We start from the raw sequence: 25,934 nt of genomic DNA, 5'->3' as shown, positions 1-25,934 counted from the left end.
GATTCTCCTAGCGGGTTTCAGGTGGACGCCGGGGCGGGCGAAGTGTGGTAGCAGAGACCGCCCCGGCTGACTGTTCATTTGTCGGCCCCTATGGGGAATACAACGCTTTTCAGGCTTTGCAGCCACGTTGACGTAAAGCTGCGGCTCTCCACGATGCCAAGCAGGGAGTTTTCCGAAAACGCCGCATGGGAAAGCGCGTTTTGAACAGCAGCATCGTCACCAGCAGCGGCCCTCAAAGCATCCATGCCGCTCTCAATCCAGTTTCGATCCATATACATCAGGACGCTTTTTCCTGTCCTGACTGTTACCATCGCGGAACCGTCGAAGCGCACCTCGAACTCTGATGCCGCAGGCAGTCGGTTCGCCGGATCACAGATCGCAGTCATGAAATCGATCAGCTTGTGGTCGGGGTCAGGCAGAATGCTTTTGACCAAACGGTGTCCGTTCGATCTCGAAAGCTGCATCCCCTCAAACCGCCGGTATGCTTCAACGGCGCGTGCGGGCTTGTCGGTTGCCATGCGCGAGGTCAGGAGTTTTGCGAGGTAAACGTGATCCACCTCAATCGCGCTGCGACCACGCCCACCCTTGTCCAGCACACCTGCATCGCGCAGAGCCCGCGCGTGGACGGCAAGCGTTTTTTCGTCCACGCGGGCCAGCAAAGCAAAGAGAGTGATGAACGGACCTGGTTTCATATGATGTGAGTAACACGCCTATGGTGGGGTCGTCAATCCATAAGCGGTTTGCTCTTATGATGGCAGTTGGCCGGCTTCATCACAGTAAACACCCGCCCGCTCAAGGGCCGATTCGAACTTGTCGGCATAGCCCAGCAACACCCGCATCAGATCGAAGCAAGCTGGCGTTGCTGCTGGGTCGGCCTCAGCCTTCGCACAGATTTTTCGTATTTCGGCCGGGGATGCGTTGAAGATGATGCGCAGGAATTCATCCTCTTGAGGTGTCACGGCCATGTCAGGCTCTCCCGGTTGAAGCACAAGGCTGGCGCCAGCAGCCCCGCTTGGCGGGCCGGGCCAGCCCTTCGTAGCCCTCCGAAACCTTGGTAAGCAGCGCCTCGGTCACCTCAAGCGCCCGGGTGGCGGCGCTGGCCGTATCGCGCAGGTCCGAATCCTCGGCATATTCCAGCGCCTTTCTGGAAAGGAAAATCAGATCATGGGCGAAATCCATCAGCCAGTCGGCGGCATCAATGGGGTCTTCGTCGCGGAACAGGCGCGTGAAGTTCTGCCTCATGCCACGCCCTCCATCAGTTTGCCGACACGGCGCAGGGCGGCGCGGACGTAGCTGCGGGCCTCGCGCTCGGATTGCGAATAGCCCGAGGGGCGCTCGGTCGCGTCCAGCGCCAAGGTCAGGCAGTCGTGGATTTCGAAGAGGCGGGCGGAAGGCAAGCCGGGATTGTCCCCGGGAATCGGGTTAAGGTGCATTGTCATAGCTCCTAGGTTAAGGTATCAACAATTATTGTGGATACTCGCACCCCAAGGTTGCGTCAACAATTTTTGTGGATATGAAGCCTGCACAAGCACGCGCAGCGCGCGCCCTGATCGGAATGACGCAAGGAACGCTGGCCGAGGCGGCGAGCGTAAGCTTGTCAACCGTGGTGGATTTTGAGCGGGAAAGACGGGCTGTGGCTGAACCGTCAGTCAACGCAATCCGCACTGCTCTCGAAGCGGCCGGCGTGATCTTTATCAACGAAAACGGCGAAGGTCCGGGTGTCAGACTGAGGAAGGATAATCTATGATCGAAATCGGCAAAGACTACCGGCTTGTGATGATCGAGCGCGATGACGATGGATATCACACTGGTTCCATTAGCGTCACTGTAACTGGTCGGGATGGCAACCTGCTGCAAGTAAATGGCTGTGAAGTCATCAACATGGCATCGCCCTTATTTCACTCTTTGATCGATGAGGAAGGACGGCGGGCATACTTCAAAAGGGTGAACGAAAAGTTCGAAGCAAGCCTGTCTGGTGAGGATGGGGACTTCACCTGACGGGAATGGCCGGGGCGCATCAACGTCCCGGCCATGATCAGCCCCGGTTCCGCCATGCTGATCTGCGCCGCGACCGCCGGAGAGACGATCCGCGCCTTGACGGGGTTTGGCTTTCCCAAGCCGGGCACTCGCCGTCTGATCCCAGATGCTTCGCGGTGAACAAGTCGCAAGCCCGCAGGCGCATCCCGCCCTATTTCATCAGTCTGCCCAATCGATGAAGCTCATCACGTCCTTGACGGTGGCCGGGTCCAGATCGGCCTCTTTCGCCTGCGCCATGGCCTGCAGCATGGTGGCGACGGCGCGGGCCTTGCCGCCGTGGTCGTAAGCCTGCATCGGCCGCACCACGTCAATGGCGACGGGCGCCCCCAGCTTCTCGGTCGCTTCCTCGGCCATCAGGTTGACGATGGGTTGCAGCACCAGCTGTGCCAGGTGGCGCTGCGCCTCGCGCACCAGCGGGCCGGTGGTGGCCGGGTTGGTCAGGCCGGGCAGGATGCCGAACACGTTATAGATTTCGCCCTTGGCTTCGGTCAGCAGCTTGTCGGCAAGCGTCTTGTCGAGCTGGGGCGAAAGCTGATCAGGCGACTGGCCGATGTTCGGGTTCATGCCGGCGGCCGTCGCCTGGGCGGTGCCCTCGATGACCAAGGACGCACCCCGGTTGCCTCGGAAGCTGCGGCGCATCAGGTCCATGTCTTCGGCCGAGCCCTCGGGAACCGGGATGATCTGTGAACCGATGGGCGCATCGCGGAACACGTCGCGCAGCGCCATGGTGATTTCGTCCAGCAGGGACGCCGACAGCTTGGCGCGGGCCAGCGGTGCCGATCCGGCCCATGGGGTGACGGCATCGCAGCCGATGCGGAAATGCAGCACCTCGGGCGCCAGCACGGTTTCCGACCGCCCGCCGCCGATCTCGGGCAGGCCGAGGCGATAGGCGCGCGGCTGGCCGTAGCGGGTGGACAAGGCCCAATCGGTGGCCGGGATCAGCCGGTCGCGGATCAGGAACAGGCATTCCCCCCGCAAGGCCAGTGCGCGGGCGCAGATCGCCATGCTGCGCCGGTCCAGCAGATCAGTGCCGGTCACGTCCGCCAGCGACAGCCCGCTTTCCCAGAGGCTGACCGAGGCCTGCACGGCCGAGGTCAGTTCGGCCAGGCCGGAGCCGCCGGCAATCCAGGCCTCGCGCGCCGCCATCAGCGCGGCGGTATAGCCCGGCTGCACGGCGCGGGTTTCGACCGGCTTGCGGCGGAAAAAATCCATCAGCCCCATGTCAGAGCCTCCAACGGTTCAGGTGATGCGTGACGATGCGTTCCGCGTCATCGCCCACGGGCTGCCATTCCCGCGCCTCGATCTGGGCTTGCGAATAGGCCGGCCGGGTGACGGCCGAGACCTCGAACAGGTCCGCCGCCGTGATGGTGCGCAGCGTCCCGGCCGCGCGCCGCTCGATCCGTTCGCCGCCGCGCTGGACGCGGAAACCGGGCGACAGGCCACGGATCAGGCCCGAGGCATGGGCGGCAAGGAAGTCCCGCGCCCAGCTGGTCTGGCCGTCAATCGTGGCCTCGATCTCCAATGCGGCATCGGTGTCTCGCAGCTGCAAGGTGCCGGCCGCGCGCGATGCCAGCGGGCGGTTGAAGTCATGGCCGGCCAGCAGGTGGATATCCTCGCCCCGCTCGATCCGGTCTGCGAAGGCGCGGGCGGCGATGACCTCATACCGCCCGGCAGCCAGTTCGGTTTCCGCGCCATAAGGGAACGTCGCCCGAAGGCGGGTTGCCCCGCCCTCGCTGCGCAGCTCCAGCGCCCCGAGTGACGCCCCCCACAGCATCAGGGTTCCCCGATGCCGGTCAGGATGCGGGTCTGCATCCCGCGCGGCACGGTGAAATCGGCCGTGACCAGCGCCGTCAGCACCAGCTGACCCGATTGCGCCTTGGTGTAGGGATCGCGGATCAGGTCCACGCCGCCGTAGATGCCGAGATAGCCCGGCGCGATGCCCTGCACGGTCGCGGTCAGGATCGCGGTTTCGTCGGGGATCACGTTGCTGATCGCCGGGCTGGCAATGTGCTTGGTCAGGCGGTCCCATTCCGAAACGGCGGTGCCGGTGATCAGCGCATCATCCAGCTCGGCCCAGATCGCCGGGCCGAAACCCAGATTGACTTGGGCAGCCGAGGTGATCGCGTTGGCCTGCATGAAGGCCACCACCTGCGCCCGGAACGCCGCCCAGGTCGCAGCCGCGCCAACGGCGGTCGAGGCGATGCCATAGGTCGCCGCGCCGGGGATCATGCCCAGAGGCTGGCCGGCCGCGCCGGAACCGTTCACCACCACGCGGTCAAGCTCGGCCCCGATGGCGGCGTTCAGGTCGCGGCGGATGGCCGATTCCAGCCCTTCGCCAGCCTGTTTCAGCGCCTTGCGGCTGATGACCATCTGCGCCCCGCCGGTCTGGTCGGGGTTCAGGCTGCGTTCCGAGGTCTGGTATTCCGAGGCCGCGCCGACATTGCCCAGCTCGGTGGTCTGCCAGCCGAACACCGCGCCGGCGGTCGCAACCGGGAATTCCAGCTCGCCCGAGGTGATGTTGATCGACTGGACGCCGAGGCGCGAAGCCACCGAAGCCGGGAACAGCCGGTCGATTACCGGGCGGATGGTTTTCGGGTTGATCTGGTCGGCCGCGACGGTTTCGCCAGCGCGGGTTTCCAGAGCCGCCAGCGGGACCGGGACGCCCTGATAGCCGCCCTTGCTGCGCAGTTCGTCCACGACTTCCTTGGTCGCGCCCGACAGCGCCCGCCCTTCGTCGATGGCAAGCGCAACTTGGCGCAGTTCGAAGCGGCCGACCAGTTCGGCATATTCCCGGTCCGACCGGGTTTCCAGATCGGCCCCGGCCTCGCGGCGCTCGGTATCTTCCGCGATCAGGGCGGCACGATACCGGGTTTCGTTGGCGCGATATTCCGCGTCCAGCGTCTCCATGGAGCGGGTTTCGTCCTCGGTCGGGCTGTCCTTGCCCACCAGACCCGCCAGAGCCTGCCGGATTTCCGACTGGCGACGGGCGATTTTGACACTATCCAGCATGTGATACCTCATGTTGCCGGGTTTGGGTTCGTCGCCAGATCGGCAACGGCTTGCGCCCAGGCATCGCGCTCGGGCGACCGGATCGGCGCGGGGTGGCCGCATTCGATCCGGGTTTTCTTGGTGTGGCAGGAGCTGCACCGCGTGGCGCAGTTGGCCGGGTCGAAGGCCAGTTCGGGATTGCTGCGCACCGGCTTGATGTGGTCGATTTCCAGCCGGCCGCGCTTGGTGCCGCAATCGACGCAGGCCCATCCGTCGCGTTCCAGCACGATCTGGCGCAGCACCTGCCAGCGTTTGGTTTTCAGGACGGGCCGGGAATGGCGCCGCCATTGGTCGCGCTTCATGCCCATGCCGCCCTCGCTTTCCGGGTCGGTGCGGCCTGCATCCGCGCGCCCTGGGCAACCGCCAGCACCGCCGCCGCCGCCGCGTCGATGCGGCCGAGGGCGCGGCCCTTCGCCAACTTGGCGTTGCCGGCCGGGTCGATCAGGGTCACGGCATCCGCGAAGGCGAAGCGCAGCAGCAGCGACGGCACGACCTTCACGTCGCCGTCGAACAGCGCCCGGCGGAACCGCTCGATATCCTCGGCCCCGTCCTTCCAGCCGAAGCCGCGCCAGATGAACGGGACGCGGGCGAGGCCGGCGCCGTTCATGGCCTCGGCAAATTCGGCATGGCGGAAACGGTCGCCGACGATGCAGGCGGGCTGGATACCGTCCAGCTGTCGCACGATCTCGGCCAGCCACGGGCCGGGCGGAACCGTGTTCTCGCCCATGACCGACAATTCGCCGCGCTCGTGCATTTCGACATAGCGATGGGCGACGGCATCGGCCGCGCCGCGATCCGCCAGCGACGGGAAGGCCGGGAAGGTGCCGAGGGCTTCCAGCCGCCCGGTTTCCGGCCAGTAGAACGCCGCCGCCGACATGGAGCGCGAACCGCCCAGGTCCACGCCGAGAATGCAAGGGCCTTCGCGGGGCGGCAGATCCTCGGGCGCGACCTCGGCCGAAAGCCATTCGTCCACCGTGACCAGCACCGACCGATTCTCGATCGACACGCGCTCGTTGCGGTTCAGGTTGCGGAAGCTGGACAGGGCCGCGCCGCCGCGCGCGATGGCGGTCTTTGCCGCCGACAGCAGCCATTCCGGGGTCGAGCCGATGCCCTCGGCCGCGCCGGGGTTCGCCAGCAGCAGGCTTTCCAGATCATCGGCCGGCAGGCCGAAGGGCGGGCGATGCTCCTGGACGTAAGAACCGGGCGGCGGTTCATCCAGCCAGCGGCTGAAGGTGTTGGTGTCGTCGGGGGCCGAGGTCGAGATGATCAGCGCCCGGCCGTCGCGCTTGCCGAGACCCGAGAGAATGGCGTTTTCGAGATTGTCGCCCTTCTCGCGTTCCCAGGCGGCGCGCTCATCCATGATGGCCAGCGTCGGGGCACCGCCGAGAATGGACTTGCCGTCAGCGGCGATGCAGCGCGCCAGCCCGCCGCCATTGCCGCCGAATTCGATTTCCAGCTTGGAGCCGCGCCGAATGGTGAACTGCGCCTGATCGGACTCCGGCAGGCCGTTGATGTAGCCCAGCACGAAATTGAAGGCGATGCGCGCCTGGTCGCGGTTGCGGGCCGCGAAGATGATCTCGCGGTTCGGCTGCGGATCTTCCTGGAGCGCCCCGACCAGCTCGGCCAACGCGAGGCCCGCCGAAAGCGCCGTCTTGGCATTGCCCCGCCCGATGGACAGGACGCCGACCGTCACGCCTTTGCCGAACGCACCTTTCACGAATTTTTTCTGGAAATTCGCCAGTTTGAGCGGTTTTCCGGCCTTTTTGCCCTCGGGAACGCGCAACAGGCCCAAAAACTGGATCGCCCGCATCGACGGCGATTTTCCCCGGATTTTTTCCAGAAGTGAGAGAGGAACACTCTGGCGCCGGTCCCCCGGCAAAACCGAAGTCTGGGCATTGGGACCATGCCCGAACAGGTCGCGATCCGGGATCATGCCGACACCTCGACAGGGCGGCGGGCGATCCAGCCCCGGCACTCCATGACCTGATAGCAGAACCGCTTGGCCTCGGCCCTCGGCGTCGGGATGCCGTGATGCTGTGCGAGGCGATCAGCCAGCGCTGCCCAGTTCGCGACATGATCGACGGCCACGCCCTTGCGGCGCGCGATCTTGGTCAACCGCTTTCTGTGATTCGTCGTTCGTGCCATCTCTCATTCCTCTCTGACTTCACCGTTGCCCCCTGCTGGATGGTGAGGGCTTGAGCTAAGGGCATAGGACGACCAGCCCCGGCACATGGCCCGAGCTAGTCCCTATGCCCTGGGCGATCTTGCTGGCCGGAGCCGGGCCGTCGCTTTGGGCCGAGCCGTGCGCGTGACCTGCGCCGGATCGTCGGTTGCTGCTTGCAGGACGTGGTCACTGTCCTGGGGAACGGGCCTCAACCTTTCGGACTGCCCTTGCCTATGTTCCCGCCCCGTGGTGGGCGCAGCCGATCCAGAGCCACCGTATGCTAACCGTCCTCTGGTCGGCCCCCGCGTGCCGTCATGCGCGGGGTCATGTCTGTCAGTCGTCGCGGTCGATCAGCATCACATCGTCCGGCAGATCGTCACATGCACCGACCGGACCGCGATCCTGTTGCGTGGCCGCGACCAGCCGCTCCATGACGGCGAATTGCTTGTGAGAGGGGCGCCAGCCCGGCCGCTTGCGGTCGCGCTGGATGGACAAGGCAAAGCCCCGTTCCCAGCCCCTGGCATTGGCGATGACGCGGCCCCAGCTAAACAGCAGGCGGTCAACATCGGGGTGGCCTGTATAGGCTTCCTCGGCCCTCATAGCTGCACCCCGCGATAGCGGCCGAGGATACGGGCAAAATGCGCTGAAAGGGTTACTTCCTTCACATTGGCATTGCCGCGCACATCGTAATAGACCGCGACCTGATCCGTCATCGCCTGGCGAATATCGGCAGGGATATTCTCGGGCAGCGCGCCGAACCCGGCCCGATACTCGATCACCACCACGCCGGGCGGCGGGTTGCCGCAGATCATCAGCAGCGGCCGCGACCCGCCGCCCAGAAGCACATCCGCCCAAGGCTGGGTATTGATGGTGACGTTGATGCTGCTGCGGTCGAGGATCGGCACGATGGGCAGGCGCACATGGCCTCGAGGCCAGCCCGGCAGCAGGATGCGGATGGTCTGATCCAGGAGCGCGATCTGGGCGTAATCCTCGGCCTCGCGGGCCACCGCGTCGATCATGCGGGCGAAATCGGGATCCTCTTCCTCATGATCGACCCGCGCCCACCGTTTGGTGTCCGTCAGGGTCAACCATGCGTCCTGGCCGGTCATGGGGATGCGTTCGACGCTCATGCTGCCTCCTGCCTGCTGACGTGAAGCAGGAAAGCGGCCTGATCGGCCGGGGGCAGCGCCTCATAGCAGGCCAGCGCATAGGCCTTGTTCTCGGCCGTGCTGGCCCAGCTGGCCCATTCCCGCGCCTCGGGCATCAGTCGGTAGGGGTTCGGGATCGGATGGCCGCCGGTCATCTGCGCATGGATGATTTCGAGGAAACGCAGGCTGTCCTTGCCGCAATTCAGCACGGCATCGACAAGCTGGCGGGCGTTGGCCTCGCGGCCGGCATTTTCCTCGATCCAGTCGAGGAACACTTCTGCTGCCGCATCGCCGATGGGGCGGAATGGCAAGCAAGTGCCGGGCGTGTTGAGCTTAGGCGCGGCCAGGTTCGCCAAAGACCGATTTTCGCTATTCTTTTCAACGCCAGCATTTCTGCAGTTCACTGCGGCAAGGCATTGAGAAGGTTCAGCGGGGGGCAGCCCTCCGGGCCTACCACCCCCCTTTTCCCTTCGTCCTGAAATCGCCCTGTCCATCGACAGGGCGGCCGCCCGTCATCCCCCGCCTGCGCCCAGCCGTTTCAGACGCCGCGCCGGTCCAGGAAGCCTGCCAGCACATCGGACAGGCGCCCGGCCCAAAGCTGCTGGCCCGCCGCATCGGCGATCAGGTCGTTCCTGACCTCGATCAGCACGTTCGGGCGGCCATGCGCCAGCGCATGGCGGTCGATGGAATCGCCGTCGAGATGGCCGGAATAGGGCTCGTTCTCGCCGGTGATCCAGCCCAGGTCGCGGCATTCGCGCACCAGCGCCGGGCCGAGCCGCTTGTCGCGATGCGAATAAAGTACCCCCACCGCCCAAGGCCGGCGCGGCCGGCCGCGCAATTGCCGGGTAAAGCTGTGGATCGCGCAGATCGCCCGGCGCGGATGCATCGCCGCCAGCCGGGCATAGGCCTCGTGATAGGGGCGGTAGAGCCGCTCGAGCCGCCTTTCGCGCTCGGCCGGGTCGATATGGCGGTTGGCGGGAATCACCGTGCCGTCATAGATGCGCATCACCAGCGTCGGGTCGTCCTCGCCCCGGTTCGGGTCGATCACCAGCCGCGAGAAATCCGACAGGATCGCCGGCGCGTCCAGCCGCTCGGCCAGCGCGCGCGTCAGCCCCGCCGCGCCCACGTCATAGGCGATGTGGCGCGCCATGTCCTCGGGCGCGATGCCCAGCTCGCCGCCGCCGATCCAGCCCGGCACGCGGTTCGTCGCATGGTCGCAGGTGATGAGCCAGCGCGAGGGCCGGTCCTCTCCGATCGTTGAATAGGGCTGTGCCGTCATCCGTCCGTCGCCTTTCCGCTGCAAGGTTTAGGCAATCGCCGGACCAAGCACCAGTTGCCGCAAGCGCTCCGATAGGCCATAACAGCGGCGACGATAGCGCAAACATGCACGGAGAGACGGATGAGACGGCATCGCAAGGTCAAGATCGTGGCAACCCTGGGCCCCGCATCCAGCGATTTCGCCACCATCCGAGCCCTTTTCGAGGCCGGCGCGGACGTGTTTCGCCTGAACATGAGCCACGGCACGCATGAGGAACAGCGCGCCCGCTATGACATCATCCGCCGGGTCGAGGCCGAATCAGGCCGCCCCATCGCCGTGCTGGCCGACCTGCAAGGGCCCAAGCTGCGCGTCGGCACCTTCGCCGACGGCCCGCACGACCTGGCCGACGGGCAGGCCTTCCGTTTTGACCTGGACCCCGCGCCGGGCGATGCCAGCCGCGTCCAATTGCCGCATCCCGAGATCTTTGCCGCGCTGGAGCCCGGCGCCGAGCTTCTGGTCAACGACGGCAAGATCCGCCTGCGGGTCGAGGCCTGCGGCGCCGATTTCGCCGATTGCACGGTGACGGCGGGGGGCGCGATCTCGAACCGCAAGGGCGTGAACGTGCCCGACGTGGTGCTGCCGCTGGCGGCGCTGTCGGACAAGGACCGCGACGACCTGGAATTCGCCTGCGCGATGGGCGTGGACTGGCTGGCGCTGAGCTTCGTGCAGCGCCCCGAGGACGTGATCGAGGCGCGCGAGTTGACCAAGGGCCGCGCCGCCATCCTGTCCAAGATCGAAAAGCCCGCCGCCGTGCGCGCGTTTTCCGAGATCCTCAAGGTCTCGGACGGGATCATGGTGGCGCGGGGCGACCTGGGGGTCGAACTGCCGGTCCATTCCGTGCCGCCGATCCAGAAGCGGCTGGTGCGCGCCTGCCGCTCGGCGGCAAAGCCGGTGATCGTCGCCACGCAGATGCTGGAATCGATGATCGAAAGCCCGATGCCGACCCGCGCCGAGGTCTCGGACGTGGCCACCGCCATCTACGAGGGCGCCGATGCGGTGATGCTCTCGGCCGAAAGCGCCGCCGGCGCCTATCCGGTCGAGGCGGTCGCGACCATGGACAACGTCGCCCGCTCGGTCGAAAGCGATCCGACCTATCGCGACATCATCGAAAGCTCGCGCAGCGCCAAGCGCCAGACCGTGGCCGATGCCATCGTCGCCGCGGCGCGCGAGATCGCCGAGACCACCGACATTTCCTGCATCTGCGCCTTCACCCAGTCGGGCACCACCGCCAGCCTGACTGCGCGCGAGCGGCCGCGGGTGCCGATCGTCGCCATGTCCTCGGAACAGGACACGCTGCGCCGGCTGTGCCTGACCTGGGGCACGCATTGCGTGCAGACCCCCTCGCTCGAGCGCTTCAAGCAGGCGGTGGTCAATGCGGCCAAGGCGGCGCGGGATTTCGGCTTTGCCGACGAGACGAACCAGATCGTCGTCATGGCCGGCGTGCCCTTCAACGTGCCCGGCACCACCAACATCCTGCGCATCGCGCCATGCGACGAGCGCTTGATCTATCGTACCGATCCAGAATAAGGCGCGGGTTCAAAGAGATCCGCAACGGAAAGGTAATCCGATGATCGACATCCTGCTGCTGGCCGGCGTGGCGCTTTGCGTTCTTTCGGTCCTCATGGCCATCGTGTCGGTGGCCCGCACGCAGGCCCCACGCGGTGCCGCCATCCTGCTGGTGCTGGGCCTTGCGATGCTTCTGGCCGGGGGGTGGCTGGACCAGCGGCCCTTCGGCGTGCAGTCCCTGCAGGAAAGCTGGCAGCGGCTGGTGAACGGGCAGGTGACGACGGGCACCGATCCGGTGACCGCTCCCGCGCCCGAGGCCCCGGCCGAGGCGGCGCCGGCGGAAACCCCGGCCACCGATGCGCCCGCGACCCCGGCGGTCGAGGCCCCCGCTGCCGAACCCCCTGCGGTCGAAGCGCCCGAAGCGGATGCGCCCGAGGCCGCGGCCCCCGCGGCGGAAGAACCCGCCACCGCAGAGCCTGCTGCCGAAGAGCCTGCTGCTGAAGCCCCCGCCGCCGATGCGGTCGCCCCGGATGCGGGCGAGGGCGAGGCGCAGGCTCCGGCCCAGGGCCAATAGCCCTTGCCAATCCGCGCGTGCCCGCTTATAGGGCACGCTTCCACCCACGCGGCCGGCCGATGGCATTGCCGAGTCGCGCGTTCACTCTGACCGCAAGGAGAGTAAAATGCCGAAGATGAAGACGAAAGCGGCCGCCAAGAAGCGGTTCTCGATGACGGCCTCGGGCAAGGTCAAGGCCGGCCCGGCCGGCAAGCGCCACGGCATGATCAAGCGCTCGACGAAATTCATCCGCGATGTGACCGGGACCATGATCCTGTCCGATGCGGACGCGAAGATCGTCAAGAAATACATGCCCTACAACCGCTAAGGAGAACCGGACATGGCACGAGTCAAATCGGGTAAGATCACCCACGCCCGCCACAAGAAGGTTCTGGACGCGGCGAAAGGCTATTACGGCAACCGTTCGCGGAACTTCCGCACCGCGACCCAGGCCGTGGACAAGGCCAACCAGTATGCGACCCGCGACCGCAAGACCCGCAAGCGCAACTTCCGCGCGCTGTGGATCCAGCGCATCAACGCCGCCGTCCGCGCCGTCGATGCCGAGATGACCTATTCGCGCTTCATCGCCGCGCTGGCGAAAGCGGGCATCGAGGTGGACCGCAAGGTCCTGGCCGACCTGGCCGTCCACGAGCCCGAGGCCTTTGCGGCCGTCGTCGCGCAGGCGAAAGCCGCCGCCTGAGTCGGGGCGAGAGGATGAAACGGATGAAACCCGCGCTGCTTCCGGCGCGGGTTTTTTCATGGCCGGACCATGGGGGGCGAGGGGGGCTTTGCCCCCACGCCGGGCCGGCCCCTCGATGGGGCCGGCCCGGCGTTCCCCCAGGATATTTGGGCACGAAAGAAGCCGGGGGTCGTGACCTTTTCGGCGGAGGCCGGCGCTGATGTCCCCGGATCTGTCTTCCCCGCGCTATCCCGTTCGCGTGTCCTTGCAGCGCAAGCCGATCGGGGTGATCGCCAGCGCCCTGGCCGCGCGGCGCAACGTGCTGGAGCTGATCCCCGAGATCGCCACCCGCCAGCCCATGGTTTCCGGGCGGACGGGCGCGCGCTGGCACATGGTCATGGACCCCGAGGCGCTGCGCCGCGTGCTGAAGGACCGGGTCGAGGATTATCCGAAATCGCTGGTCACCCGGCTGATCCTGGAGCCCGCCATCGGCAATTCGCTGTTCGTGGCCGAGGGCGCGCATTGGCGCTGGCAGCGCCTGGCCGCGGCACCCGCCTTTTCCCAGCGCCATGTCGAGGCGCTGGCCCCGGTGATGACCGCCGCCGCCGAGGCCTGCGTGCGCCGGCTGGGGGCGGCGTCGGGGCGGGTCGAGATCTTTTCCGAGACCGCCGCCGCGACCTTCGAGGTGATCTCGGACGTGACCTTTTCCGGCGACGAGGGGTTTGACCGCGACGCGGTGCATCGGGCGATCGACGCCTATATTGCCGGCGCGGCCCGGGTTTCGGTATTCGACGTTCTGGGCCTGCCCGGCTGGATTCCGCGACCGGGGCGGTTGTTCTCGGGCAATGACCTGCGGCGGATGAAGCGCCTGGCCGACCAGGCGATCCGGCTGCGCGCCCGGTCCGGCCCGCATCCGGTGCCGGACCTGCTGGACCTGTTGCGGGCAGGGGTGGACCCCGAGACCCGGCGCCGCATGAGCACGCCCGAGCTGCGCGACAACCTGCTGACCTTCATCGTCGCGGGGCATGAGACCACGGCGCTGGCCCTTGCCTGGGCGCTTTACCTGCTGGCCTTCGACGCCGATGTCCAGCACCGCGCCGCCATCGAGGCGGTCGCGGTGCTGGGCGGTCGCGCCGCGACCGCCGCCGACCTGCCGCGCCTGACCTATATCCGCCAGGTGGTCGAGGAGGCGCTGCGGCTTTATCCTCCCGCCGCCTTCCTGTCGCGCACCGCGCGCACGGCCGACGTCCTGGGCGGGCGCGAGGTGCGGCGGGGCGACACGGTCATGCTGCCGATCTATGCGCTGCATCGCCACCGCCTGCTTTGGGATGATCCCGACCGTTTCGACCCCGAGCGCTTCGCCCCCGGCGTGACCCGCGACCGCTATGCCTTCCTGCCCTTCGGCGCCGGCCCCCGGATCTGCATCGGCGCCAGCTTCGCCATGCAGGAGGCGGTGATCATCCTGGCCACGCTGGTCGCCCGCTTCCGCTTTGCGCTGACCGAGCGCCAGCCGCAGCCGCGCATGATCCTGACCCTGCGGCCGCATGGCGGGCTTTGGCTGCAGGTCGCGGAACGCTCTTGAAAGCCCGCGCGGGCCGGGCCAAAGTCGCGCCATGATCACCATCTATCACAAGCCGACCTGCTCGACCTCGCGCAAGGTCCTGCAGATGATCCGCGACGCCGGGCATGAGCCCGAGATCGTCGACTATGCCCGCGCGGGCTGGAGCCGCGGCCAGCTTCTGGGCCTGTTCGCCGCTGCCGACGTGACGCCGCGCCAGGCCTTGCGCGTCAAGGGCACCGATGCCCAGGCCCGCGGCCTGCTGGACGCCGGCGACGCCGATATCCTGGCCGCCATGGTCGATAACCCGCTGCTGGTCGAGCGTCCCTTCGTCTGCGGCCCCGGCGGGGTGCGGCTGTGCCGCCCGGCCGAGCGGGTGGCGGAAACCTTCGCCCGCTGAGGCTTTTCCCTGCGGCGTCCGCGTGCTAATCGGCGCGGGCAAACCGCAAGGAAAGCCTGCCCATGTCCGACCAGTCCGACCTGACCACCCTTCGCCAGTCCTATCTCGACCGCATCTCGACCGCCGCCGACAGCGACGCGCTGGAGCAGGTGCGTCTGGCCGCCCTTGGCAAGAAGGGCGAGATCAGCGGCATGATGAAGGAGCTGGGCCGGATGACGCCCGAGGAGCGCCAGACCACCGGCGCCGCCCTGAACCGCCTGAAGGACGAGATCGACGCCGCTCTGCGCGCCCGCAAGCAGGGGCTGGAGGATGCGGCGCTGGATGCGCGGCTGAAGCAGGAATGGCTGGACGTGACCCTGCCCGGACGGCCGCGTCCGCAGGGCACCATCCACCCGATCAGCCAGGTGACCGAGGAGGTCACGGCGATCTTTGCCGACATGGGCTTCCGCGTGGCCGAGGGGCCGCAGATCGAAAGCGACTGGTTCAACTTCGACGCGCTGAACATCCCGCCCGAGCATCCCGCCCGGCAGGAGCATGACACTTTCTTCATGGCGCGCTCTGCCGACGACCCGCGCCCGCCGCATGTGCTGCGCACCCATACCTCGCCGGTGCAGATCCGCGCCATGCAGGCGACGGGCGCGCCGATCCGGGTGATCTGCCCCGGCCGCGTCTATCGCATGGACATGGACCAGACCCATACGCCGATGTTCCACCAGGTCGAGGGGCTGGCGCTGGGCAAGGACATCTCGATGGCGAACCTGAAATGGACGCTGGAGGAGTTCTGCCGCGCCTTCTTCGAGGTGGACGAGGTCGAGCTGCGCTTCCGCGCCTCGCATTTCCCCTTTACCGAGCCTTCGGCCGAGGTGGACATCCGCTGTTCCTGGGAAGGCGGCAAGCTGACCATCGGCCAGGGGGAAAGCTGGCTCGAGATCCTGGGCTCGGGCATGGTGCATCCCAAGGTGCTGGCGGCCGGCGGCATCGACCCCGAGGAATGGCAGGGCTTCGCCTTCGGCATGGGCATCGACCGCATCGCCATGCTGAAATACGGGATTCCCGACTTGCGGGCCTTCTTTGAAAGCGATCTGCGCTGGCTGCGGCATTACGGGTTCGCGGCGGGGGATGTGCCGAGCGTGAGCGGTGGGCTGTCGCGGTGAGCTTTCGCAGTCACGTGGTGGCTGCCATCGCGGGTGCCTTCATCGGCTATCCGATCACCGCGGGCTTGGAACTTGTCGTAAAGTATCTCGGCCAACTGTATCATGCGCCGGCTGCTTTGGTCTGGCAGGCCGATGACCGTTCTGGTGAGACCAACTGTTCCAACCTGGAGTATTGCGGCGGGGGCGTCTATTTCCTTCTGGAAAATTCGGGGAGTGATCTCTTACAGGATGTCAGCCTGAACTTTCGCAAGCCTGTCGCAAATATCTATCGGGATCCGATCGTCACGATCGCCTGGGAGAAAAACGGGTCTTTCTTTCAAGTGCCGAACATACCGGCGCATCATGTATTCGGCATCCTGGTGACAGGGGTGAAGAAAGCGGACATCGCCGGTGTCTGGGCAAATGGTTCCCTGGTTCCGGCTGGGACCGTCCAGCTATTCGGCCAGAAGCGCGGCCCGGTGAAGAACGGACTTATCGTATTCTTCGGCGTGATTTCGATCATGTCGATTTTTGCCGGGACGGCCGCGATGGTCGTCGCATGGATAACTCACAAGGAAATCGAACTCCTGAAGTGATCCGCTGGCATAGTCGGCATGCCGGAAAGCCATGCCGCCTCGATCCGCAGCCTTTATCGCCAGCCCGACCCCAACCGCCACCGCATTTCGTCCTTGTCGTCCTGGATCATGCCGGGGATCAGGAACAGGTCGATCAGCGCCCACAAACACACCAGCCCGACCAGCGGCCAGCCGATCAGCACCGGCGTCAACAGCCAGCCAAGACCCCAGAGCAGCAGCATGACGACGCCGCTGGCCCAGCGCTCCAGATACATGCGATGCGCGCCGAAACCCCAAAGCAGGATCGCCAGCAGGTAAGCCACCAGCGGCGATTTCGCGTCATTCGCGACCCTCTGTTCGATCAGCAGTTCCCTTTGCGTGTCCATCGGCTCCGTCCATGTTAATGCAATTCACATATAGGCCGGATGGGCGTCGCAACAAGGGCGGGCCGATGCGCGGGATGCTTGCCCATCTCGCGGCGAGCCCCGCCGGGTGCCGGGCCTTCGCATCCGGGTGGCACCACCCTACCAATCCGCCGCGCCATGCGCTAAGGGACGCGCAAACGTGACGGAGCCGCGCTCATGAAATTCACCCTCTCCTGGCTCAAGGAGCATCTCGACACCACTGCCAGCCTCGATGAGATCACCGAGGCGCTGACCGACCTTGGCCTCGAGGTCGAGGGCGTGGCCGATCCGGCGGCGAAGCTGGGGGCCTTTACCCTGGCCAAGGTTCTGCATGCCGAGCAGCATCCCGATGCCGACCGGCTGCGGGTCTGCCGCGTCATGACCGACGAGGGCGAGAAGCAGATCGTCTGCGGCGCCCCCAACGCCCGCGCCGGCATTACCGTGGTGCTGGCCAAGCCCGGCGACTACGTCCCCGGCATCGACGTGACCCTGGGCGTCGGCAAGATCCGCGGCGTCGAGAGCCATGGCATGATGGCCTCGGAACGCGAGCTGGAGCTGTCGGAGGAGCATGACGGCATCATCGAACTGCCCTCGGGCGAGGTGGGCGACAGGTTCGTCGACTGGCTGGCCGCGAACCGTCCCGAGGCGGTCGATCCAGTGATCGAGATCAAGATCACCCCGAACCGCCCTGACGCGCTGGGCGTCCATGGCATCGCCCGCGACCTTGCCGCGCGCGGGCTGGGCCGGCTGAAGCCGGTCAGGGACGTGACCGTGCCGGGCAGCTTCGCCTCGCCCATCAAGGTTACGATCGCGCCCGAGATGGCAGAAAAGGCGCCGTTCTTCAGCGGCCGGCTGATCCGCGGGGTCAGGAACGGGCCGTCGCCGGACTGGCTGCAAAAGCGGCTGACCGCCATCGGGCTGCGGCCGATCAATACGCTGGTGGACATCACCAATTTCTTCACCTTCGACCTGAACCGGCCGCTGCATGTCTTCGACGCCGACAAGGTGCGGGGCGACCTGACCGTGCGCGCCTCGGCCGAGGGCGAGGAATTGCTGGCGCTGGACGGCAAGACCTATGCCTTCGCCCCCGGCACCATGATCATCGCCGACCAGGCCGGCCCGGAAAGCATCGCCGGCATCATGGGCGGCGAGGAGACCGGCTGTTCCGAGGAAACGGTGAACGTCTTCCTGGAAAGCGCCTATTGGGATCCCATCGCCATCGCCACGGCGGGCCGGGCGCTGAAGATCAGCTCCGATGCCCGCTATCGCTTCGAACGCGGCGCGGACCCGGCCTTTACCCGGCCGGGGCTGGAACTGGCGACGCAGATGATCCTGGAGCTGTGCGGCGGCGAGGCTTCCGAGGTGGTGACGGCGGGCGCGGTTCCCGACACCACCCGCAGCTACCTTCTGGAGCCGGCGCGGGTCAGCAGCCTGGTCGGCATGGACATCCCCGAGACCGAGCAGCGCGCGACGCTGACCGCGCTGGGTTTCCGGCTGGTGGGCGATCGGGCATTCGTGCCCAGCTGGCGCCCCGACGTGCAGGGCAGCGCCGACCTGGTCGAGGAGGTGGCGCGCATCGCCAGCCTGACCAAGCTGCAGGGCCAGCCGCTGCCGCGCCCGCAGGCGGGCGTGCCGCAGCCGGTGCTGACCCCCTTGCAGCGCCGCGAACAGGCGGCGCGGCGCATGGCGGCCGCGCTGGGCTACAACGAATGCGTGACCTACAGCTTCATCGACCATAAGGCCGCGGCGCTGTTCGGCGGGGGTTCCGACGCGGTCAGGATCGAGAACCCGATCAGCAGCGAGATGACGCATATGCGCCCCGATCTGCTGCCGGGCCTGCTGGCGGCGGCGGCGCGCAACCAGGCGCGCGGCTTTGCCGACCTGGCGCTGTTCGAATGCGGCCCGGTCTTTTCGGGCGGCGAGCCGGGCGAGCAGGATCTGCACCTGTCGGGCATCCTGGTCGGGGCGAACGCGGCGCGCGACCCCTATGCCTCGCGGCGCAAGGTGGACATCTACGACGCCAGGGCCGATGCCGAGGCGGTGTTGCAGGCCATTGGCGCCCCCGCGAAAGCCCAGATCAACCGCAAGCTGGACGGCTGGTGGCATCCCGGCCGGGCGGGGAACATCGCGCTGGGGCCGAATACGCTGGCCACCTTCGGCGAGATCCACCCCCGCGTGCTGCGCCATTTCGGCATCAAGGGCGCGGCGGTCGGCTTTACCCTGCGCATCGCCGCCGTGCCGCTGCCCAAGGTCAGGACGCCTTCGCGCCCGGCGCTGGTGCTGTCGGACTTGCAGGCGGTCGAGCGCGACTTCGCCTTCGTGGTGGATGGCGGCGTCGAGGCGCTGGCGCTGGTCAATGCCGCGGCGGGCGCGGACAAGGCGCTGATCGAGCGGGTGACGGTCTTTGACCAGTTTACCGGGCTGGAAGGCGGCAAGAAGTCCATCGCCATCACCGCGCGGCTGCAGCCGCGGGAAAAGACCCTGACCGATGCCGAGATCGAGGCGGTCAGCGCCAAGATCGTCGAAAAGGTCGGCAAGGCCACCGGCGGCGTGCTGCGCAGCTAGGGCGGGCCATGGGGCCGGGGTCCGCGCCCCGGCCTGATGCCCCGGTTCAGTCGGTGAAATAGCCCAGCGTCTCGAAATCACGGGCGTAATGGTCGCGCACCCGGATCCGGTCCACCTGGTCCCAGGCGATCTCCAGCGGGTCGGGGCGCAGGTCGTGGGGCAGGCTTTCGGGCGGGGCGACGCCCAGCCATTCCGCCATGCGGGCAACCGGGGCCTGCAAGCCGTCCTCGAAGCGAAAGGTCTCGATCTCGCTGCCCAGGAACTCCCATTGCGGGCGCAGGTGGTTGTCCAGGCAGAAGGGTTCGCGCTTCTGGCGGTTCAGCCAGTCCTCGAGCCAGAGCGAGAAGACGGGCAACCCCTTGAAGAAGTTCTCCTTCGCCAGATGCGCCCGCATCCGGTATTCGCTGGCGACCCGGTCGTAGGGGTTGCGCACCACCGTCAGCGCATGGTCGTGACCTGCCCCCCGGAAGTTCCCTCGCTGTGATGTAGAGTCTGCCCAACCTGAGAAGGAGCAGACGACATGAGGAAAAGCCGGTTCACCGAGGCGCAGATTATCGGGATGATCAAGGAGCAGGAGGCGGGTTTGCCGACTTCCGAGCTTTGCCGGAAGCACGGGTTGAGCCCCGCGACGTTCTACAAGCTCAAGGCGAAGTATGGCGGGATGGACCTGTCGGACGCCAAGCGGCTGAAGCAGCTCGAGGACGAGAACGCGAAGCTGAAGCGCCTTCTGGCCGATGCCATGCTGGACAACGTGGTTCTGAAGGATCTCTTGGGAAAGCCCTGACGACACCGGTGCAACGGCGGGACGCGGTGCTGCGGGCGATGAAGGATCATCCGATCTCTCAGCGTCGGGCCTGTGTCCTGATCGGTGTCGATCCGAAGACGGTGCGGCGTGACAGGCCACCCGACAACCCGGAAATCCGTGAGGAGATGCACAAGATTGCCGAGAAGCGCCGGCGGTTCGGCTACCGGCGCGTGGGCATCCTGCTGGAGCGCAAGGGCATGATCATGAACGAGAAGAAGCTCTATCGCATCTACCGGGAAGAGGGCCTGTCGGTGCGCCGCAGGCGTGGCCGCAAGAGGGCACGAGGTAGCCGGACGCCAATACCAGCGCCGTTGAGGCCAAACCAGCGGTGGTCGTTAGACTTCCTGTCCGACACGTTCGGGGCCTGCCGCAAGTTCCGCATTCTGGCTGTGAACGACGATTGCTGCCGCGAGAACCTGGCGTTGATCGCTGACACGAGCATCTCTGGGGCTCGGGTGGCACGGGAACTGGATGCGCTGGTCAGGATTTACGGCAAGCCCGCTTGCATCGTCAGCGACAACGGAACCGAGTTCACCAGCAAGGCCATCCTGAAATGGGCCAACGCGAACGGCGTCGAATGGCACTACATCGACCCGGGCAAGCCGCAGCAGAATGGCTACATCGAAAGCTTCAACGGCAGCCTGCGCGACGAATGCCTGAACGAGGAAATCTTCGACAGCCTGGCTGATGCCCGCCGCAAACTGGCCCTCTGGCGCTACGACTACAACAACGTCAGGCCCCATTCCTCGCTGGGCAACAAGACCCCGTCCGACGCGCGCCGAGCGCTTGAGCAATCTGAGGGCTCCGCGCCCGGCGCGCTTGCCACACCCGAAACCAACCAATATCAACCCCAAGGACTCTCGTTATGAACGAGGGACGACCGGGGGGCAGGTCAGTCGAAATACCCCTCGCCCAGAAGCGCGCGGATGTCCTGCATGCGCAGGTGCTGCGGCGTGCATTTCATCGCCGCGGGAATGCCCTGGCTGAACAGGCGCAGCGGCGCGACGCCCTGCATCCAGTTCTCGATCGACGTGCCGCCGGTCTTGGGGATGTGGATGAAAAGGATACGTTTTCCGTTATACTCGATAAAAGGCATGCAACCATCCGGGAAAGTTTCCCGGACGGTCCATGAATTGCGCATCTGATGCAAGCCCTGCCGCGATGCGGTCAGGCGGCGCCGACCTCGATGCCGCGCTGCACGGCGGGGCGGGCAAGGAAGCGGTCCAGATAGGCCCGCACATTGGCGAACCCGTCCATGCCGGTTTCGGCCTCGGCCTCGTAGTTCACGCGCACCGTGCGCAGCCAGGGGCCGGTGGCCATGTCGGCGATGGAATATTCGCCGGTGATCCAGTCCCGCCCCTGAAGCTGCTTGTCCAGCACGCCCAGCAACCGCCGCGCCTCGTTGTAATAGCGGGTGCGCGGGCGGGGATCCTCGATCTCGCTGCCCTTGTAGCGGTGGAAATAGCCGACCTGGCCGAACATCGGCCCGACCCCGCCCATCTGCCACATCAGCCACTGGATCGTGTGATAGCGCGCAACCCCCGAGGCGGGCAGGAATTTTCCGGTCTTGTCGCCCAGATAGATCAGCATGGCGCCGGTTTCGAACAACCCGATGGGCTGGCCGTCCGGCCCGTTCGGGTCGATCATCGCCGGGATCTTGTTGTTGGGGTTCAGCGACAGGAATTCCGGGGTGAACTGGTCCTCGGGGTCGCCGATGCTGATGCGGTGGGCGTCATAGTCCAGCCCGCATTCCTCCAGCATGACCGAGGTCTTGATGCCGTTCGGGGTGTTCAGCGTGTAAAGCTGGATCACGTCGGGACGCCGGGGCGGCCAGCGGCGGGTGATCGGAAATTCGGAAAGTGCCGTCATGTCGTTTCCTGTCGAGTCCTGTCTCATGTTGCAAGGGGTTAGCGTGATGTGGCAGCCTTTGCCGGAACGCGCGCAACAGGCTGGGAAAGGTAAGCCCATGTTCAAGGAGTTCAAGGAATTCATCGCCCGCGGCAATGTCATCGACCTTGCCGTCGGCATCATCATCGGCGCAGCCTTCACGGCGATCGTGAATTCGCTGGTCGCCGACCTGATCAACCCGATCATCGGGCTGTTGACCGGCGGCACGGATTTCAGCGGGCATTACCTGGTGCTGAAGGGCGAGGTTCCGCCGGGCGCCAGCCTGCAGGTGGCGCGCGATTCGGGCGCCTCGGTCTTTGCCTATGGCGCCTTCCTCTCGGCGATCATCAATTTCCTGATCATCGCCTGGGCGGTGTTCCTGCTGGTCAAGGCGGTGAACCGGGTGCAAAGCGCCGCCACCCGCAAGAAGGAGGCCGAAGAGGCCGCCCCCGCCGGCCCGACGCAAGAGGAACTGCTGATGGAGATCCGCGACGAGCTGCGCGCCCGCCGCGCCTGAGGCGAAAGCGACCCAGGAAGGCAATGGCGCGGCCCCCCCTTGGGGTCGCGCCTTGTCGTCCATGGCGGCGATTTTCGCTTATATCCCGGCTCTGGCGGCGCTATGGTCGAAGAAACCGGCGCCGCCCGGCAGCCGCGAGACAGGGATCGCCCCGATGATCGAGCTTGACGCAACGGATCGCCGCATTCTTTCCGTCCTGCAACGCGACGGGCGCATGACCAATGCCGACCTGGCAGGCGAGGTCGGGCTGTCCCCCAGCGCTTGCCATCGCCGCGTGCAGCGGCTGGAAGAGGCGGGGGTGATCCGCGGCTATGTCGCGCTGCTCGACGCGCGCAAGCTCGAACGCCCGACCACGGTCTTCGTCGAGATCACGCTGTCCGGCCAGGCCGACGAGTTGCTGGAGGCTTTCGAGCGCGCCGTGCGCACCATCCCCGACGTGCTGGAATGCCACCTGATGGCCGGCTCGGCGGATTACCTGCTGAAGGTGGTGGCCCAGGACACCGACGATTTCGCCCGCATCCACCGCCAGCGGCTGGCCAAGCTGCCGGGGGTGCAGCAGATGCATTCCTCGTTCTCGCTGCGCACGGTGGCCTTCACCACGGCGCTGCCGGTGTGAATGTGCCGGCGTGAATGAAAAACCCCCGCGCATGGCACGGGGGTTTTCCTGAAACGAACGTGTCGCTCGTCTTACAGCGCGCCTTCGCGTTGCGCTTTCTTGCGCGCCAGCTTGCGGGCGCGGCGGACGGCCTCGGCCTTTTCACGGGCCTTCTTGACCGAGGGTTTCTCGAAATGCTGCTTGAGCTTCATTTCACGGAACACCCCCTCGCGCTGAAGTTTTTTCTTCAGAGCACGAAGCGCCTGTTCGACGTTGTTGTCGCGAACACTTACCTGCATGTGGTTGTCACCACCTTCCTAGGTTAAAGTTGAGCTGATTTGCAGGACGCGGCCTTCTAGCAAGCCGAATCGGCTTTGTCCAGATTTTCTGGACCCGCGCTGCAGGAAGAAAAAAGGAGAGTGCCATGACGGATGACCGCGAGCGGCTGATCGAGGCCGCCCTGTCCCATGTCGTCTTCGAGGGCATGGGGGAAAAGGCCATCGCCGAGGGCGCGCGCGACATCGGCATGAACCCGGCGCTGGCGCGGGTGCATCTGCCGCGCGGCGGCGCGGATCTTGCCGCCGCCTATCACCGCCGGGGCGACCAGGCGCTGCGCGACTGGATGGCCGCGCATCCGCCCGAGGGACGGTTTCGCGACCGCGTCTCGGCGGCGGTGATGCAGCGGCTGTCGCTGAGCAACCGCGAGCTTGCGCGGGCGGGGGCGGCGATCCTGGCCCTGCCGCAGAACGCGGCGCTCGGCGCGCGCTTGGTCTGGGAGACGGCCGATGCGATCTGGGACGGGCTCGGCGACCGCTCCGAGGACGTGAACTGGTATTCCAAGCGCGCGACGCTGTCGGCGGTCTATGGCGCGACGGTGCTTTACTGGCTGGGCGACGATTCGCCCGAGGCCGAGGAGACGCGCCGCTTCCTGGACCGCCGCATCGAGGGCGTGATGCGCTTCGAAAGCCTCAAGGAACGGGTCGGCGGGCTGCCCGGCGTCTCGACCCTGGCCGGGCTTGCGACGGGCTGGATCAGGCGGCCGGAAAATCGCAATCTGCCCGGAGCGTTGCGCGCAAATCCGCGCGCCCGGACGGAAGGAGGCGACGGGTGATTCCCGATGTGATGCAGGCGATCGAGATTTCATCCCCCGGCGGGGCCGAGGTGCTGCGGCCGGTGACGCGGCCGGTTCCGGTGGCCGGGCATGGCCAGATCCTGATCCGCGTCGCCTGGGCGGGGGTGAACCGTCCCGACGTGCTGCAACGCGCCGGCTCCTATGCGCCGCCGCCGGGGGCCTCGGACCTGCCGGGCCTGGAATGCGCCGGCGAGGTGGCGGCCGTCGGCCCAGGCGTCACGCGCTGGAGGCCGGGCGACCGGGTCTGCGCCCTGCTGCCGGGCGGCGGCTATGCGCAATACGCGACCTGCCCGGCAGACCACGCCCTGCCGATTCCGCAGGGCCTGTCGCTGCGCCTGGCCGCCGCATTGCCGGAAACCGCCTTCACCGTCTGGTCCAACGTGGTCATGCGCGGGGCCTTGCAGCCGGGCGAGCGCTTCCTGGTCCATGGCGGCTCCTCGGGCATCGGCACCATGGCGATCCAGGTCGCCAGGGCGCTGGGGGCGCGAGTCTGGGCGACGGCGGGCTCGGCCGAGAAATGCGCGGCCTGCGAGCGGCTGGGCGCCACCGCGATCAACTATCGCGAGCAGGATTTCGTCGCCGTGCTGCGCAAGGCCGGCGGCGCCGATCTGATCCTCGACATGGTCGGGGGCGACTATATCGCCCGCAACGTCCGGTGCCTTGCGGATGACGGCCGGCTGGCCATGATCGCCTTCCTTGCCGGTCCCAAGGCCGAGATCAATTTCGCCCAGATCATGGCCCGGCGGCTGTCCGTGACGGGTTCGACCCTGCGCCCGCAATCCGACCTGGCCAAGGCCCGCATCGCAGGCGCGTTGCAGGAACGGCTCTGGCCACTGGTCGAGGCCGGGGCGGTGCGCCCGCTGATCGACAGCACCTTCGCGCTCGCCGAGGCGGCCGAGGCGCATCGCCGCATGGAGGGCAGCGGCCATATCGGCAAGATCCTGTTGCGGGTTTCGGCCGAGGATTGACCGCTCCGGCGGTTTTGGCACGGCCCGGTGCCTCCGGCGGGGATATTTGAAGCACGAAAGAAGCCGTTAACCGAATCGCAAGGATTTTCTGCCAGTTTGGAATCACGGAACAGGCGGGGACGCCGATGGCCGTCACGGAAGAAGCCACACCCCGACCTTCAGCTCCGGCGGGCGGGGTGTGTGCTTTTCTTTCGTGTCTAAATATCCCCGCCGGAGGCATCGCAGCCGTTCCGTCACCGCGGCGCCGGCATCAGGAAGCTGCCCAGGCAATCCCGCCTGGCATCCTCGGCGCAGGCGCGGGGCTGCAGGTCGCGGGTCAGGCAGATGCGGATCTCTTGCAGGGCGCGGGCGCGGCAGGTCACGGTGATGCCGTCGCGCGCCAGGCCGGGATTGGCCTCGATGAAGGCGTCTTCGATCACCTGGGCGGGCAGGGTGACGTCGCGGTCGAGCCGGCGCAGGGTTTCGGGCAGGGCGATCCGGGCGGCGGCCTCGCGGGTCAGGGCGAAGTAGTCCCGCGCCGGCAGGCCCGAGCAGCGCCCGTGCTTCTTCCATTGATGCCAGGCCAGGCCGCCCGTTCCCATCACATCCGCCATGGCGCGGGTTTCGCGGCGCGGGGGGTCGCGGGCCTCGGTCCGGCAATATTCTGGCCAGCCGCGTTCGTATTGCGGCCACAGGCCATGGACGACGAAGCCAAGCTTCCGTCCGCTCGCGCATTGCTCGGCATCGCGCTCGGCGCGGCACCAGCTGGGCGACCAGCTGAGCGACAGGACATAATAGTCGAACCGTCCCGCGATGTCCTGGGCCAGGGCCGCGGGGGCGAGCAGGAGGAAGGCGATCAGGATGGCCGGTTTCATGGTGGGGAACCTAGCGCCGGTCCTTGCCGCGCGCCACGAATTTCAGGCTTTATTTTGGCCCCTTCCGGCCCTATATAGCCTGTCAATC

Annotated in this window: 35 protein-coding genes; 15 read left to right on the top strand and 20 right to left on the bottom strand. The window is 66.7% G+C overall.

Annotated features, from left to right (window positions below):
- Positions 1-74: 74 nt before the first annotated feature.
- The 4 genes from E3U26_RS05800 to E3U26_RS05785 are packed head-to-tail and all read right to left on the bottom strand — an operon-like array spanning position 75 to position 1,397.
- On the bottom strand, positions 75-692 hold the full coding sequence (locus E3U26_RS05800; protein WP_499105708.1) for a hypothetical protein: 618 nt from the start codon (positions 690-692) through the stop codon (positions 75-77).
- 54 nt (positions 693-746) lie between these two features.
- Entirely contained in the window at positions 747-965 is a 219-nt protein-coding gene (locus E3U26_RS05795; protein WP_499105707.1) for a hypothetical protein, read from the bottom strand.
- Position 966: 1 nt separating this feature from the next.
- Positions 967-1,242 carry a hypothetical protein gene (locus tag E3U26_RS05790; RefSeq protein ID WP_499105706.1) on the bottom strand — a complete coding sequence of 92 codons (276 nt, stop codon included), beginning with the start codon at positions 1,240-1,242 and terminating at the stop codon, positions 967-969.
- Positions 1,239-1,397: a hypothetical protein gene (locus E3U26_RS05785; RefSeq protein ID WP_499105705.1), complete on the bottom strand. Its 159-nt coding sequence runs from the start codon at positions 1,395-1,397 to the stop codon at positions 1,239-1,241. The genes E3U26_RS05790 and E3U26_RS05785 overlap by 4 nt, the downstream gene beginning before the upstream one ends.
- A gap of 346 nt (positions 1,398-1,743) precedes the next feature.
- Between E3U26_RS05785 and E3U26_RS05780 the strand changes: the two genes are divergently transcribed.
- A complete protein-coding gene (locus tag E3U26_RS05780) occupies positions 1,744-1,998 on the top strand; it encodes a hypothetical protein (protein WP_285048280.1) in 255 nt (84 codons plus the stop codon).
- 198 nt (positions 1,999-2,196) lie between these two features.
- On the opposite strand, the gene E3U26_RS05775 is transcribed toward E3U26_RS05780, so the two are convergent.
- The 10 genes from E3U26_RS05775 to E3U26_RS05730 form a co-directional block, all read right to left on the bottom strand.
- Positions 2,197-3,258 (bottom strand): phage portal protein, encoded by a 1,062-nt coding sequence (locus tag E3U26_RS05775; protein ID WP_499105704.1) that lies wholly within the window; start codon positions 3,256-3,258, stop codon positions 2,197-2,199.
- A 1-nt stretch (position 3,259) separates the two neighbouring features.
- Positions 3,260-3,811, bottom strand: coding sequence for an HK97 family phage prohead protease (locus tag E3U26_RS05770; RefSeq protein ID WP_058097237.1), 552 nt, complete (start codon positions 3,809-3,811; stop codon positions 3,260-3,262).
- Positions 3,811-5,046 carry a phage major capsid protein gene (locus tag E3U26_RS05765; protein ID WP_499105703.1) on the bottom strand — a complete coding sequence of 412 codons (1,236 nt, stop codon included), beginning with the start codon at positions 5,044-5,046 and terminating at the stop codon, positions 3,811-3,813. The genes E3U26_RS05770 and E3U26_RS05765 overlap by 1 nt, the downstream gene beginning before the upstream one ends.
- Positions 5,047-5,054: 8 nt before the next feature.
- A complete protein-coding gene (locus tag E3U26_RS05760) occupies positions 5,055-5,387 on the bottom strand; it encodes an HNH endonuclease (protein WP_082658044.1) in 333 nt (110 codons plus the stop codon).
- Complete coding sequence (locus tag E3U26_RS05755; RefSeq protein ID WP_011748913.1) at positions 5,384-7,018, bottom strand: terminase large subunit domain-containing protein; 1,635 nt, start codon at positions 7,016-7,018, stop codon at positions 5,384-5,386. Before E3U26_RS05755 ends, E3U26_RS05760 begins: the two co-directional genes overlap by 4 nt.
- Positions 7,015-7,230, bottom strand: a complete 216-nt coding sequence (locus tag E3U26_RS05750; RefSeq protein ID WP_128492958.1) for a hypothetical protein — start codon at positions 7,228-7,230, stop codon at positions 7,015-7,017. Before E3U26_RS05750 ends, E3U26_RS05755 begins: the two co-directional genes overlap by 4 nt.
- A 352-nt stretch (positions 7,231-7,582) precedes the next feature.
- Entirely contained in the window at positions 7,583-7,849 is a 267-nt protein-coding gene (locus E3U26_RS05745; RefSeq protein ID WP_011748912.1) for a hypothetical protein, read from the bottom strand.
- Entirely contained in the window at positions 7,846-8,379 is a 534-nt protein-coding gene (locus tag E3U26_RS05740; RefSeq protein ID WP_499105702.1) for a head-tail connector protein, read from the bottom strand. Before E3U26_RS05740 ends, E3U26_RS05745 begins: the two co-directional genes overlap by 4 nt.
- Entirely contained in the window at positions 8,376-8,708 is a 333-nt protein-coding gene (locus tag E3U26_RS05735; RefSeq protein WP_499105701.1) for a hypothetical protein, read from the bottom strand. The genes E3U26_RS05740 and E3U26_RS05735 overlap by 4 nt, the downstream gene beginning before the upstream one ends.
- A gap of 227 nt (positions 8,709-8,935) precedes the next feature.
- A complete protein-coding gene (locus tag E3U26_RS05730) occupies positions 8,936-9,676 on the bottom strand; it encodes an N-formylglutamate amidohydrolase (protein WP_243783865.1) in 741 nt (246 codons plus the stop codon).
- A gap of 120 nt (positions 9,677-9,796) precedes the next feature.
- Between E3U26_RS05730 and pyk the strand changes: the two genes are divergently transcribed.
- The 8 genes from pyk (at position 9,797) to E3U26_RS05690 (ending at position 16,140) form a co-directional block, all read left to right on the top strand.
- Entirely contained in the window at positions 9,797-11,242 is a 1,446-nt protein-coding gene (gene pyk / locus E3U26_RS05725; RefSeq protein ID WP_036752328.1) for a pyruvate kinase, read from the top strand.
- A 40-nt stretch (positions 11,243-11,282) separates the two neighbouring features.
- Positions 11,283-11,795: a hypothetical protein gene (locus E3U26_RS05720; protein ID WP_499105700.1), complete on the top strand. Its 513-nt coding sequence runs from the start codon at positions 11,283-11,285 to the stop codon at positions 11,793-11,795.
- A 106-nt stretch (positions 11,796-11,901) separates the two neighbouring features.
- On the top strand, positions 11,902-12,102 hold the full coding sequence (gene rpmI, locus E3U26_RS05715; protein ID WP_017998717.1) for a 50S ribosomal protein L35: 201 nt from the start codon (positions 11,902-11,904) through the stop codon (positions 12,100-12,102).
- 12 nt (positions 12,103-12,114) lie between these two features.
- Complete coding sequence (gene rplT, locus E3U26_RS05710; protein WP_011748559.1) at positions 12,115-12,474, top strand: 50S ribosomal protein L20; 360 nt, start codon at positions 12,115-12,117, stop codon at positions 12,472-12,474.
- Positions 12,475-12,673: 199 nt separating this feature from the next.
- Positions 12,674-14,035: a cytochrome P450 gene (locus E3U26_RS05705; RefSeq protein WP_243783863.1), complete on the top strand. Its 1,362-nt coding sequence runs from the start codon at positions 12,674-12,676 to the stop codon at positions 14,033-14,035.
- A gap of 31 nt (positions 14,036-14,066) precedes the next feature.
- A complete protein-coding gene (locus E3U26_RS05700) occupies positions 14,067-14,411 on the top strand; it encodes an arsenate reductase family protein (protein WP_499105699.1) in 345 nt (114 codons plus the stop codon).
- A gap of 62 nt (positions 14,412-14,473) precedes the next feature.
- Positions 14,474-15,565: a phenylalanine--tRNA ligase subunit alpha gene (gene pheS, locus E3U26_RS05695; protein WP_114536473.1), complete on the top strand. Its 1,092-nt coding sequence runs from the start codon at positions 14,474-14,476 to the stop codon at positions 15,563-15,565.
- Entirely contained in the window at positions 15,562-16,140 is a 579-nt protein-coding gene (locus tag E3U26_RS05690; protein ID WP_499105698.1) for a hypothetical protein, read from the top strand. Before pheS ends, E3U26_RS05690 begins: the two co-directional genes overlap by 4 nt.
- A gap of 53 nt (positions 16,141-16,193) precedes the next feature.
- Here E3U26_RS05690 and E3U26_RS05685 read toward each other — a convergent pair whose 3' ends face one another.
- Positions 16,194-16,505, bottom strand: a complete 312-nt coding sequence (locus E3U26_RS05685) for a TM2 domain-containing protein (protein WP_499105697.1) — start codon at positions 16,503-16,505, stop codon at positions 16,194-16,196.
- 195 nt (positions 16,506-16,700) lie between these two features.
- Between E3U26_RS05685 and pheT the strand changes: the two genes are divergently transcribed.
- Positions 16,701-19,088 (top strand): phenylalanine--tRNA ligase subunit beta, encoded by a 2,388-nt coding sequence (gene pheT, locus E3U26_RS05680; RefSeq protein ID WP_499105696.1) that lies wholly within the window; start codon positions 16,701-16,703, stop codon positions 19,086-19,088.
- 46 nt (positions 19,089-19,134) lie between these two features.
- Here pheT and E3U26_RS05675 read toward each other — a convergent pair whose 3' ends face one another.
- Positions 19,135-19,524 (bottom strand): hypothetical protein, encoded by a 390-nt coding sequence (locus E3U26_RS05675; protein WP_499105695.1) that lies wholly within the window; start codon positions 19,522-19,524, stop codon positions 19,135-19,137.
- A gap of 84 nt (positions 19,525-19,608) precedes the next feature.
- Between E3U26_RS05675 and E3U26_RS05670 the strand changes: the two genes are divergently transcribed.
- Positions 19,609-20,762, top strand: a protein-coding gene (locus E3U26_RS05670; RefSeq protein ID WP_114537220.1) for an IS3-like element ISPfe1 family transposase whose coding sequence is annotated in 2 segments (ribosomal slippage) — positions 19,609-19,855 and positions 19,855-20,762 — 1,155 coding nt in all. Because the reading frame shifts where the segments join, the coding sequence is not laid out codon by codon here.
- Positions 20,763-20,785: 23 nt separating this feature from the next.
- Here E3U26_RS05670 and E3U26_RS05665 read toward each other — a convergent pair.
- Together E3U26_RS05665 and E3U26_RS05660 are read right to left on the bottom strand one after the other, a co-directional pair.
- Positions 20,786-20,989 carry a hypothetical protein gene (locus E3U26_RS05665; RefSeq protein WP_499105694.1) on the bottom strand — a complete coding sequence of 68 codons (204 nt, stop codon included), beginning with the start codon at positions 20,987-20,989 and terminating at the stop codon, positions 20,786-20,788.
- Positions 20,990-21,060: 71 nt separating this feature from the next.
- Positions 21,061-21,762 (bottom strand): glutathione S-transferase family protein, encoded by a 702-nt coding sequence (locus tag E3U26_RS05660; protein ID WP_499105693.1) that lies wholly within the window; start codon positions 21,760-21,762, stop codon positions 21,061-21,063.
- A 97-nt stretch (positions 21,763-21,859) separates the two neighbouring features.
- On the opposite strand from E3U26_RS05660, the gene mscL reads away from it, so the two are divergent.
- Both mscL and E3U26_RS05650 read left to right on the top strand, forming a co-directional pair.
- Complete coding sequence (mscL, locus tag E3U26_RS05655; protein WP_114536477.1) at positions 21,860-22,297, top strand: large conductance mechanosensitive channel protein MscL; 438 nt, start codon at positions 21,860-21,862, stop codon at positions 22,295-22,297.
- 157 nt (positions 22,298-22,454) lie between these two features.
- Entirely contained in the window at positions 22,455-22,913 is a 459-nt protein-coding gene (locus E3U26_RS05650) for an Lrp/AsnC family transcriptional regulator (protein WP_175562323.1), read from the top strand.
- Positions 22,914-22,984: 71 nt separating this feature from the next.
- Here the strand turns inward: E3U26_RS05650 and rpsU are convergent, their stop codons facing one another.
- Complete coding sequence (gene rpsU / locus E3U26_RS05645) at positions 22,985-23,191, bottom strand: 30S ribosomal protein S21 (RefSeq protein ID WP_011748553.1); 207 nt, start codon at positions 23,189-23,191, stop codon at positions 22,985-22,987.
- A 125-nt stretch (positions 23,192-23,316) separates the two neighbouring features.
- Here rpsU and E3U26_RS05640 point away from each other — a divergent pair, with 125 nt between their 5' ends.
- Entirely contained in the window at positions 23,317-24,003 is a 687-nt protein-coding gene (locus E3U26_RS05640) for a COQ9 family protein (protein ID WP_036752297.1), read from the top strand.
- Positions 24,004-24,014: 11 nt separating this feature from the next.
- Positions 24,015-24,992, top strand: a complete 978-nt coding sequence (locus tag E3U26_RS05635; protein WP_499105781.1) for an NAD(P)H-quinone oxidoreductase — start codon at positions 24,015-24,017, stop codon at positions 24,990-24,992.
- Positions 24,993-25,225: 233 nt separating this feature from the next.
- Here E3U26_RS05635 and E3U26_RS05630 read toward each other — a convergent pair whose 3' ends face one another.
- Positions 25,226-25,846, bottom strand: coding sequence for a ribonuclease T2 family protein (locus E3U26_RS05630; protein ID WP_036752293.1), 621 nt, complete (start codon positions 25,844-25,846; stop codon positions 25,226-25,228).
- Positions 25,847-25,934: the final 88 nt, after the last annotated feature.

Origin of the sequence: Paracoccus ferrooxidans (assembly GCF_029909815.1) — a bacterium.
GTDB lineage: Bacteria > Pseudomonadota > Alphaproteobacteria > Rhodobacterales > Rhodobacteraceae > Paracoccus > Paracoccus versutus.
This window is presented reverse-complemented; position numbering and strand designations above follow the sequence as displayed.

Bases quoted from the DNA above. Each gene is read 5' to 3' on its own strand.
- E3U26_RS05770 (WP_058097237.1), bottom strand. From the start codon at position 3,811: ATGCTGTGGGGGGCGTCACTCGGGGCGCTGGAGCTGCGCAGCGAGGGC.
- E3U26_RS05705 (WP_243783863.1), top strand. From the start codon at position 12,674: ATGTCCCCGGATCTGTCTTCCCCGCGCTATCCCGTTCGCGTGTCCTTG.
- rpmI (WP_017998717.1), top strand. From the start codon at position 11,902: ATGCCGAAGATGAAGACGAAAGCGGCCGCCAAGAAGCGGTTCTCGATG.
- E3U26_RS05755 (WP_011748913.1), bottom strand. From the start codon at position 7,018: ATGATCCCGGATCGCGACCTGTTCGGGCATGGTCCCAATGCCCAGACT.
- E3U26_RS05665 (WP_499105694.1), bottom strand. From the start codon at position 20,989: ATGCCTTTTATCGAGTATAACGGAAAACGTATCCTTTTCATCCACATC.
- E3U26_RS05720 (WP_499105700.1), top strand. From the start codon at position 11,283: ATGATCGACATCCTGCTGCTGGCCGGCGTGGCGCTTTGCGTTCTTTCG.
- E3U26_RS05780 (WP_285048280.1), top strand. From the start codon at position 1,744: ATGATCGAAATCGGCAAAGACTACCGGCTTGTGATGATCGAGCGCGAT.
- rpsU (WP_011748553.1), bottom strand. From the start codon at position 23,191: ATGCAGGTAAGTGTTCGCGACAACAACGTCGAACAGGCGCTTCGTGCT.
- E3U26_RS05635 (WP_499105781.1), top strand. From the start codon at position 24,015: ATGCAGGCGATCGAGATTTCATCCCCCGGCGGGGCCGAGGTGCTGCGG.
- E3U26_RS05765 (WP_499105703.1), bottom strand. From the start codon at position 5,046: ATGCTGGATAGTGTCAAAATCGCCCGTCGCCAGTCGGAAATCCGGCAG.
- E3U26_RS05660 (WP_499105693.1), bottom strand. From the start codon at position 21,762: ATGACGGCACTTTCCGAATTTCCGATCACCCGCCGCTGGCCGCCCCGG.
- E3U26_RS05640 (WP_036752297.1), top strand. From the start codon at position 23,317: ATGACGGATGACCGCGAGCGGCTGATCGAGGCCGCCCTGTCCCATGTC.
- rplT (WP_011748559.1), top strand. From the start codon at position 12,115: ATGGCACGAGTCAAATCGGGTAAGATCACCCACGCCCGCCACAAGAAG.
- mscL (WP_114536477.1), top strand. From the start codon at position 21,860: ATGTTCAAGGAGTTCAAGGAATTCATCGCCCGCGGCAATGTCATCGAC.
- E3U26_RS05730 (WP_243783865.1), bottom strand. From the start codon at position 9,676: ATGACGGCACAGCCCTATTCAACGATCGGAGAGGACCGGCCCTCGCGC.
- E3U26_RS05790 (WP_499105706.1), bottom strand. From the start codon at position 1,242: ATGAGGCAGAACTTCACGCGCCTGTTCCGCGACGAAGACCCCATTGAT.
- E3U26_RS05700 (WP_499105699.1), top strand. From the start codon at position 14,067: ATGATCACCATCTATCACAAGCCGACCTGCTCGACCTCGCGCAAGGTC.
- E3U26_RS05630 (WP_036752293.1), bottom strand. From the start codon at position 25,846: ATGAAACCGGCCATCCTGATCGCCTTCCTCCTGCTCGCCCCCGCGGCC.
- E3U26_RS05685 (WP_499105697.1), bottom strand. From the start codon at position 16,505: ATGGACACGCAAAGGGAACTGCTGATCGAACAGAGGGTCGCGAATGAC.
- E3U26_RS05740 (WP_499105702.1), bottom strand. From the start codon at position 8,379: ATGAGCGTCGAACGCATCCCCATGACCGGCCAGGACGCATGGTTGACC.
- E3U26_RS05745 (WP_011748912.1), bottom strand. From the start codon at position 7,849: ATGAGGGCCGAGGAAGCCTATACAGGCCACCCCGATGTTGACCGCCTG.
- E3U26_RS05750 (WP_128492958.1), bottom strand. From the start codon at position 7,230: ATGGCACGAACGACGAATCACAGAAAGCGGTTGACCAAGATCGCGCGC.
- E3U26_RS05800 (WP_499105708.1), bottom strand. From the start codon at position 692: ATGAAACCAGGTCCGTTCATCACTCTCTTTGCTTTGCTGGCCCGCGTG.
- pheS (WP_114536473.1), top strand. From the start codon at position 14,474: ATGTCCGACCAGTCCGACCTGACCACCCTTCGCCAGTCCTATCTCGAC.
- E3U26_RS05775 (WP_499105704.1), bottom strand. From the start codon at position 3,258: ATGGGGCTGATGGATTTTTTCCGCCGCAAGCCGGTCGAAACCCGCGCC.
- pyk (WP_036752328.1), top strand. From the start codon at position 9,797: ATGAGACGGCATCGCAAGGTCAAGATCGTGGCAACCCTGGGCCCCGCA.
- E3U26_RS05795 (WP_499105707.1), bottom strand. From the start codon at position 965: ATGGCCGTGACACCTCAAGAGGATGAATTCCTGCGCATCATCTTCAAC.
- pheT (WP_499105696.1), top strand. From the start codon at position 16,701: ATGAAATTCACCCTCTCCTGGCTCAAGGAGCATCTCGACACCACTGCC.
- E3U26_RS05760 (WP_082658044.1), bottom strand. From the start codon at position 5,387: ATGAAGCGCGACCAATGGCGGCGCCATTCCCGGCCCGTCCTGAAAACC.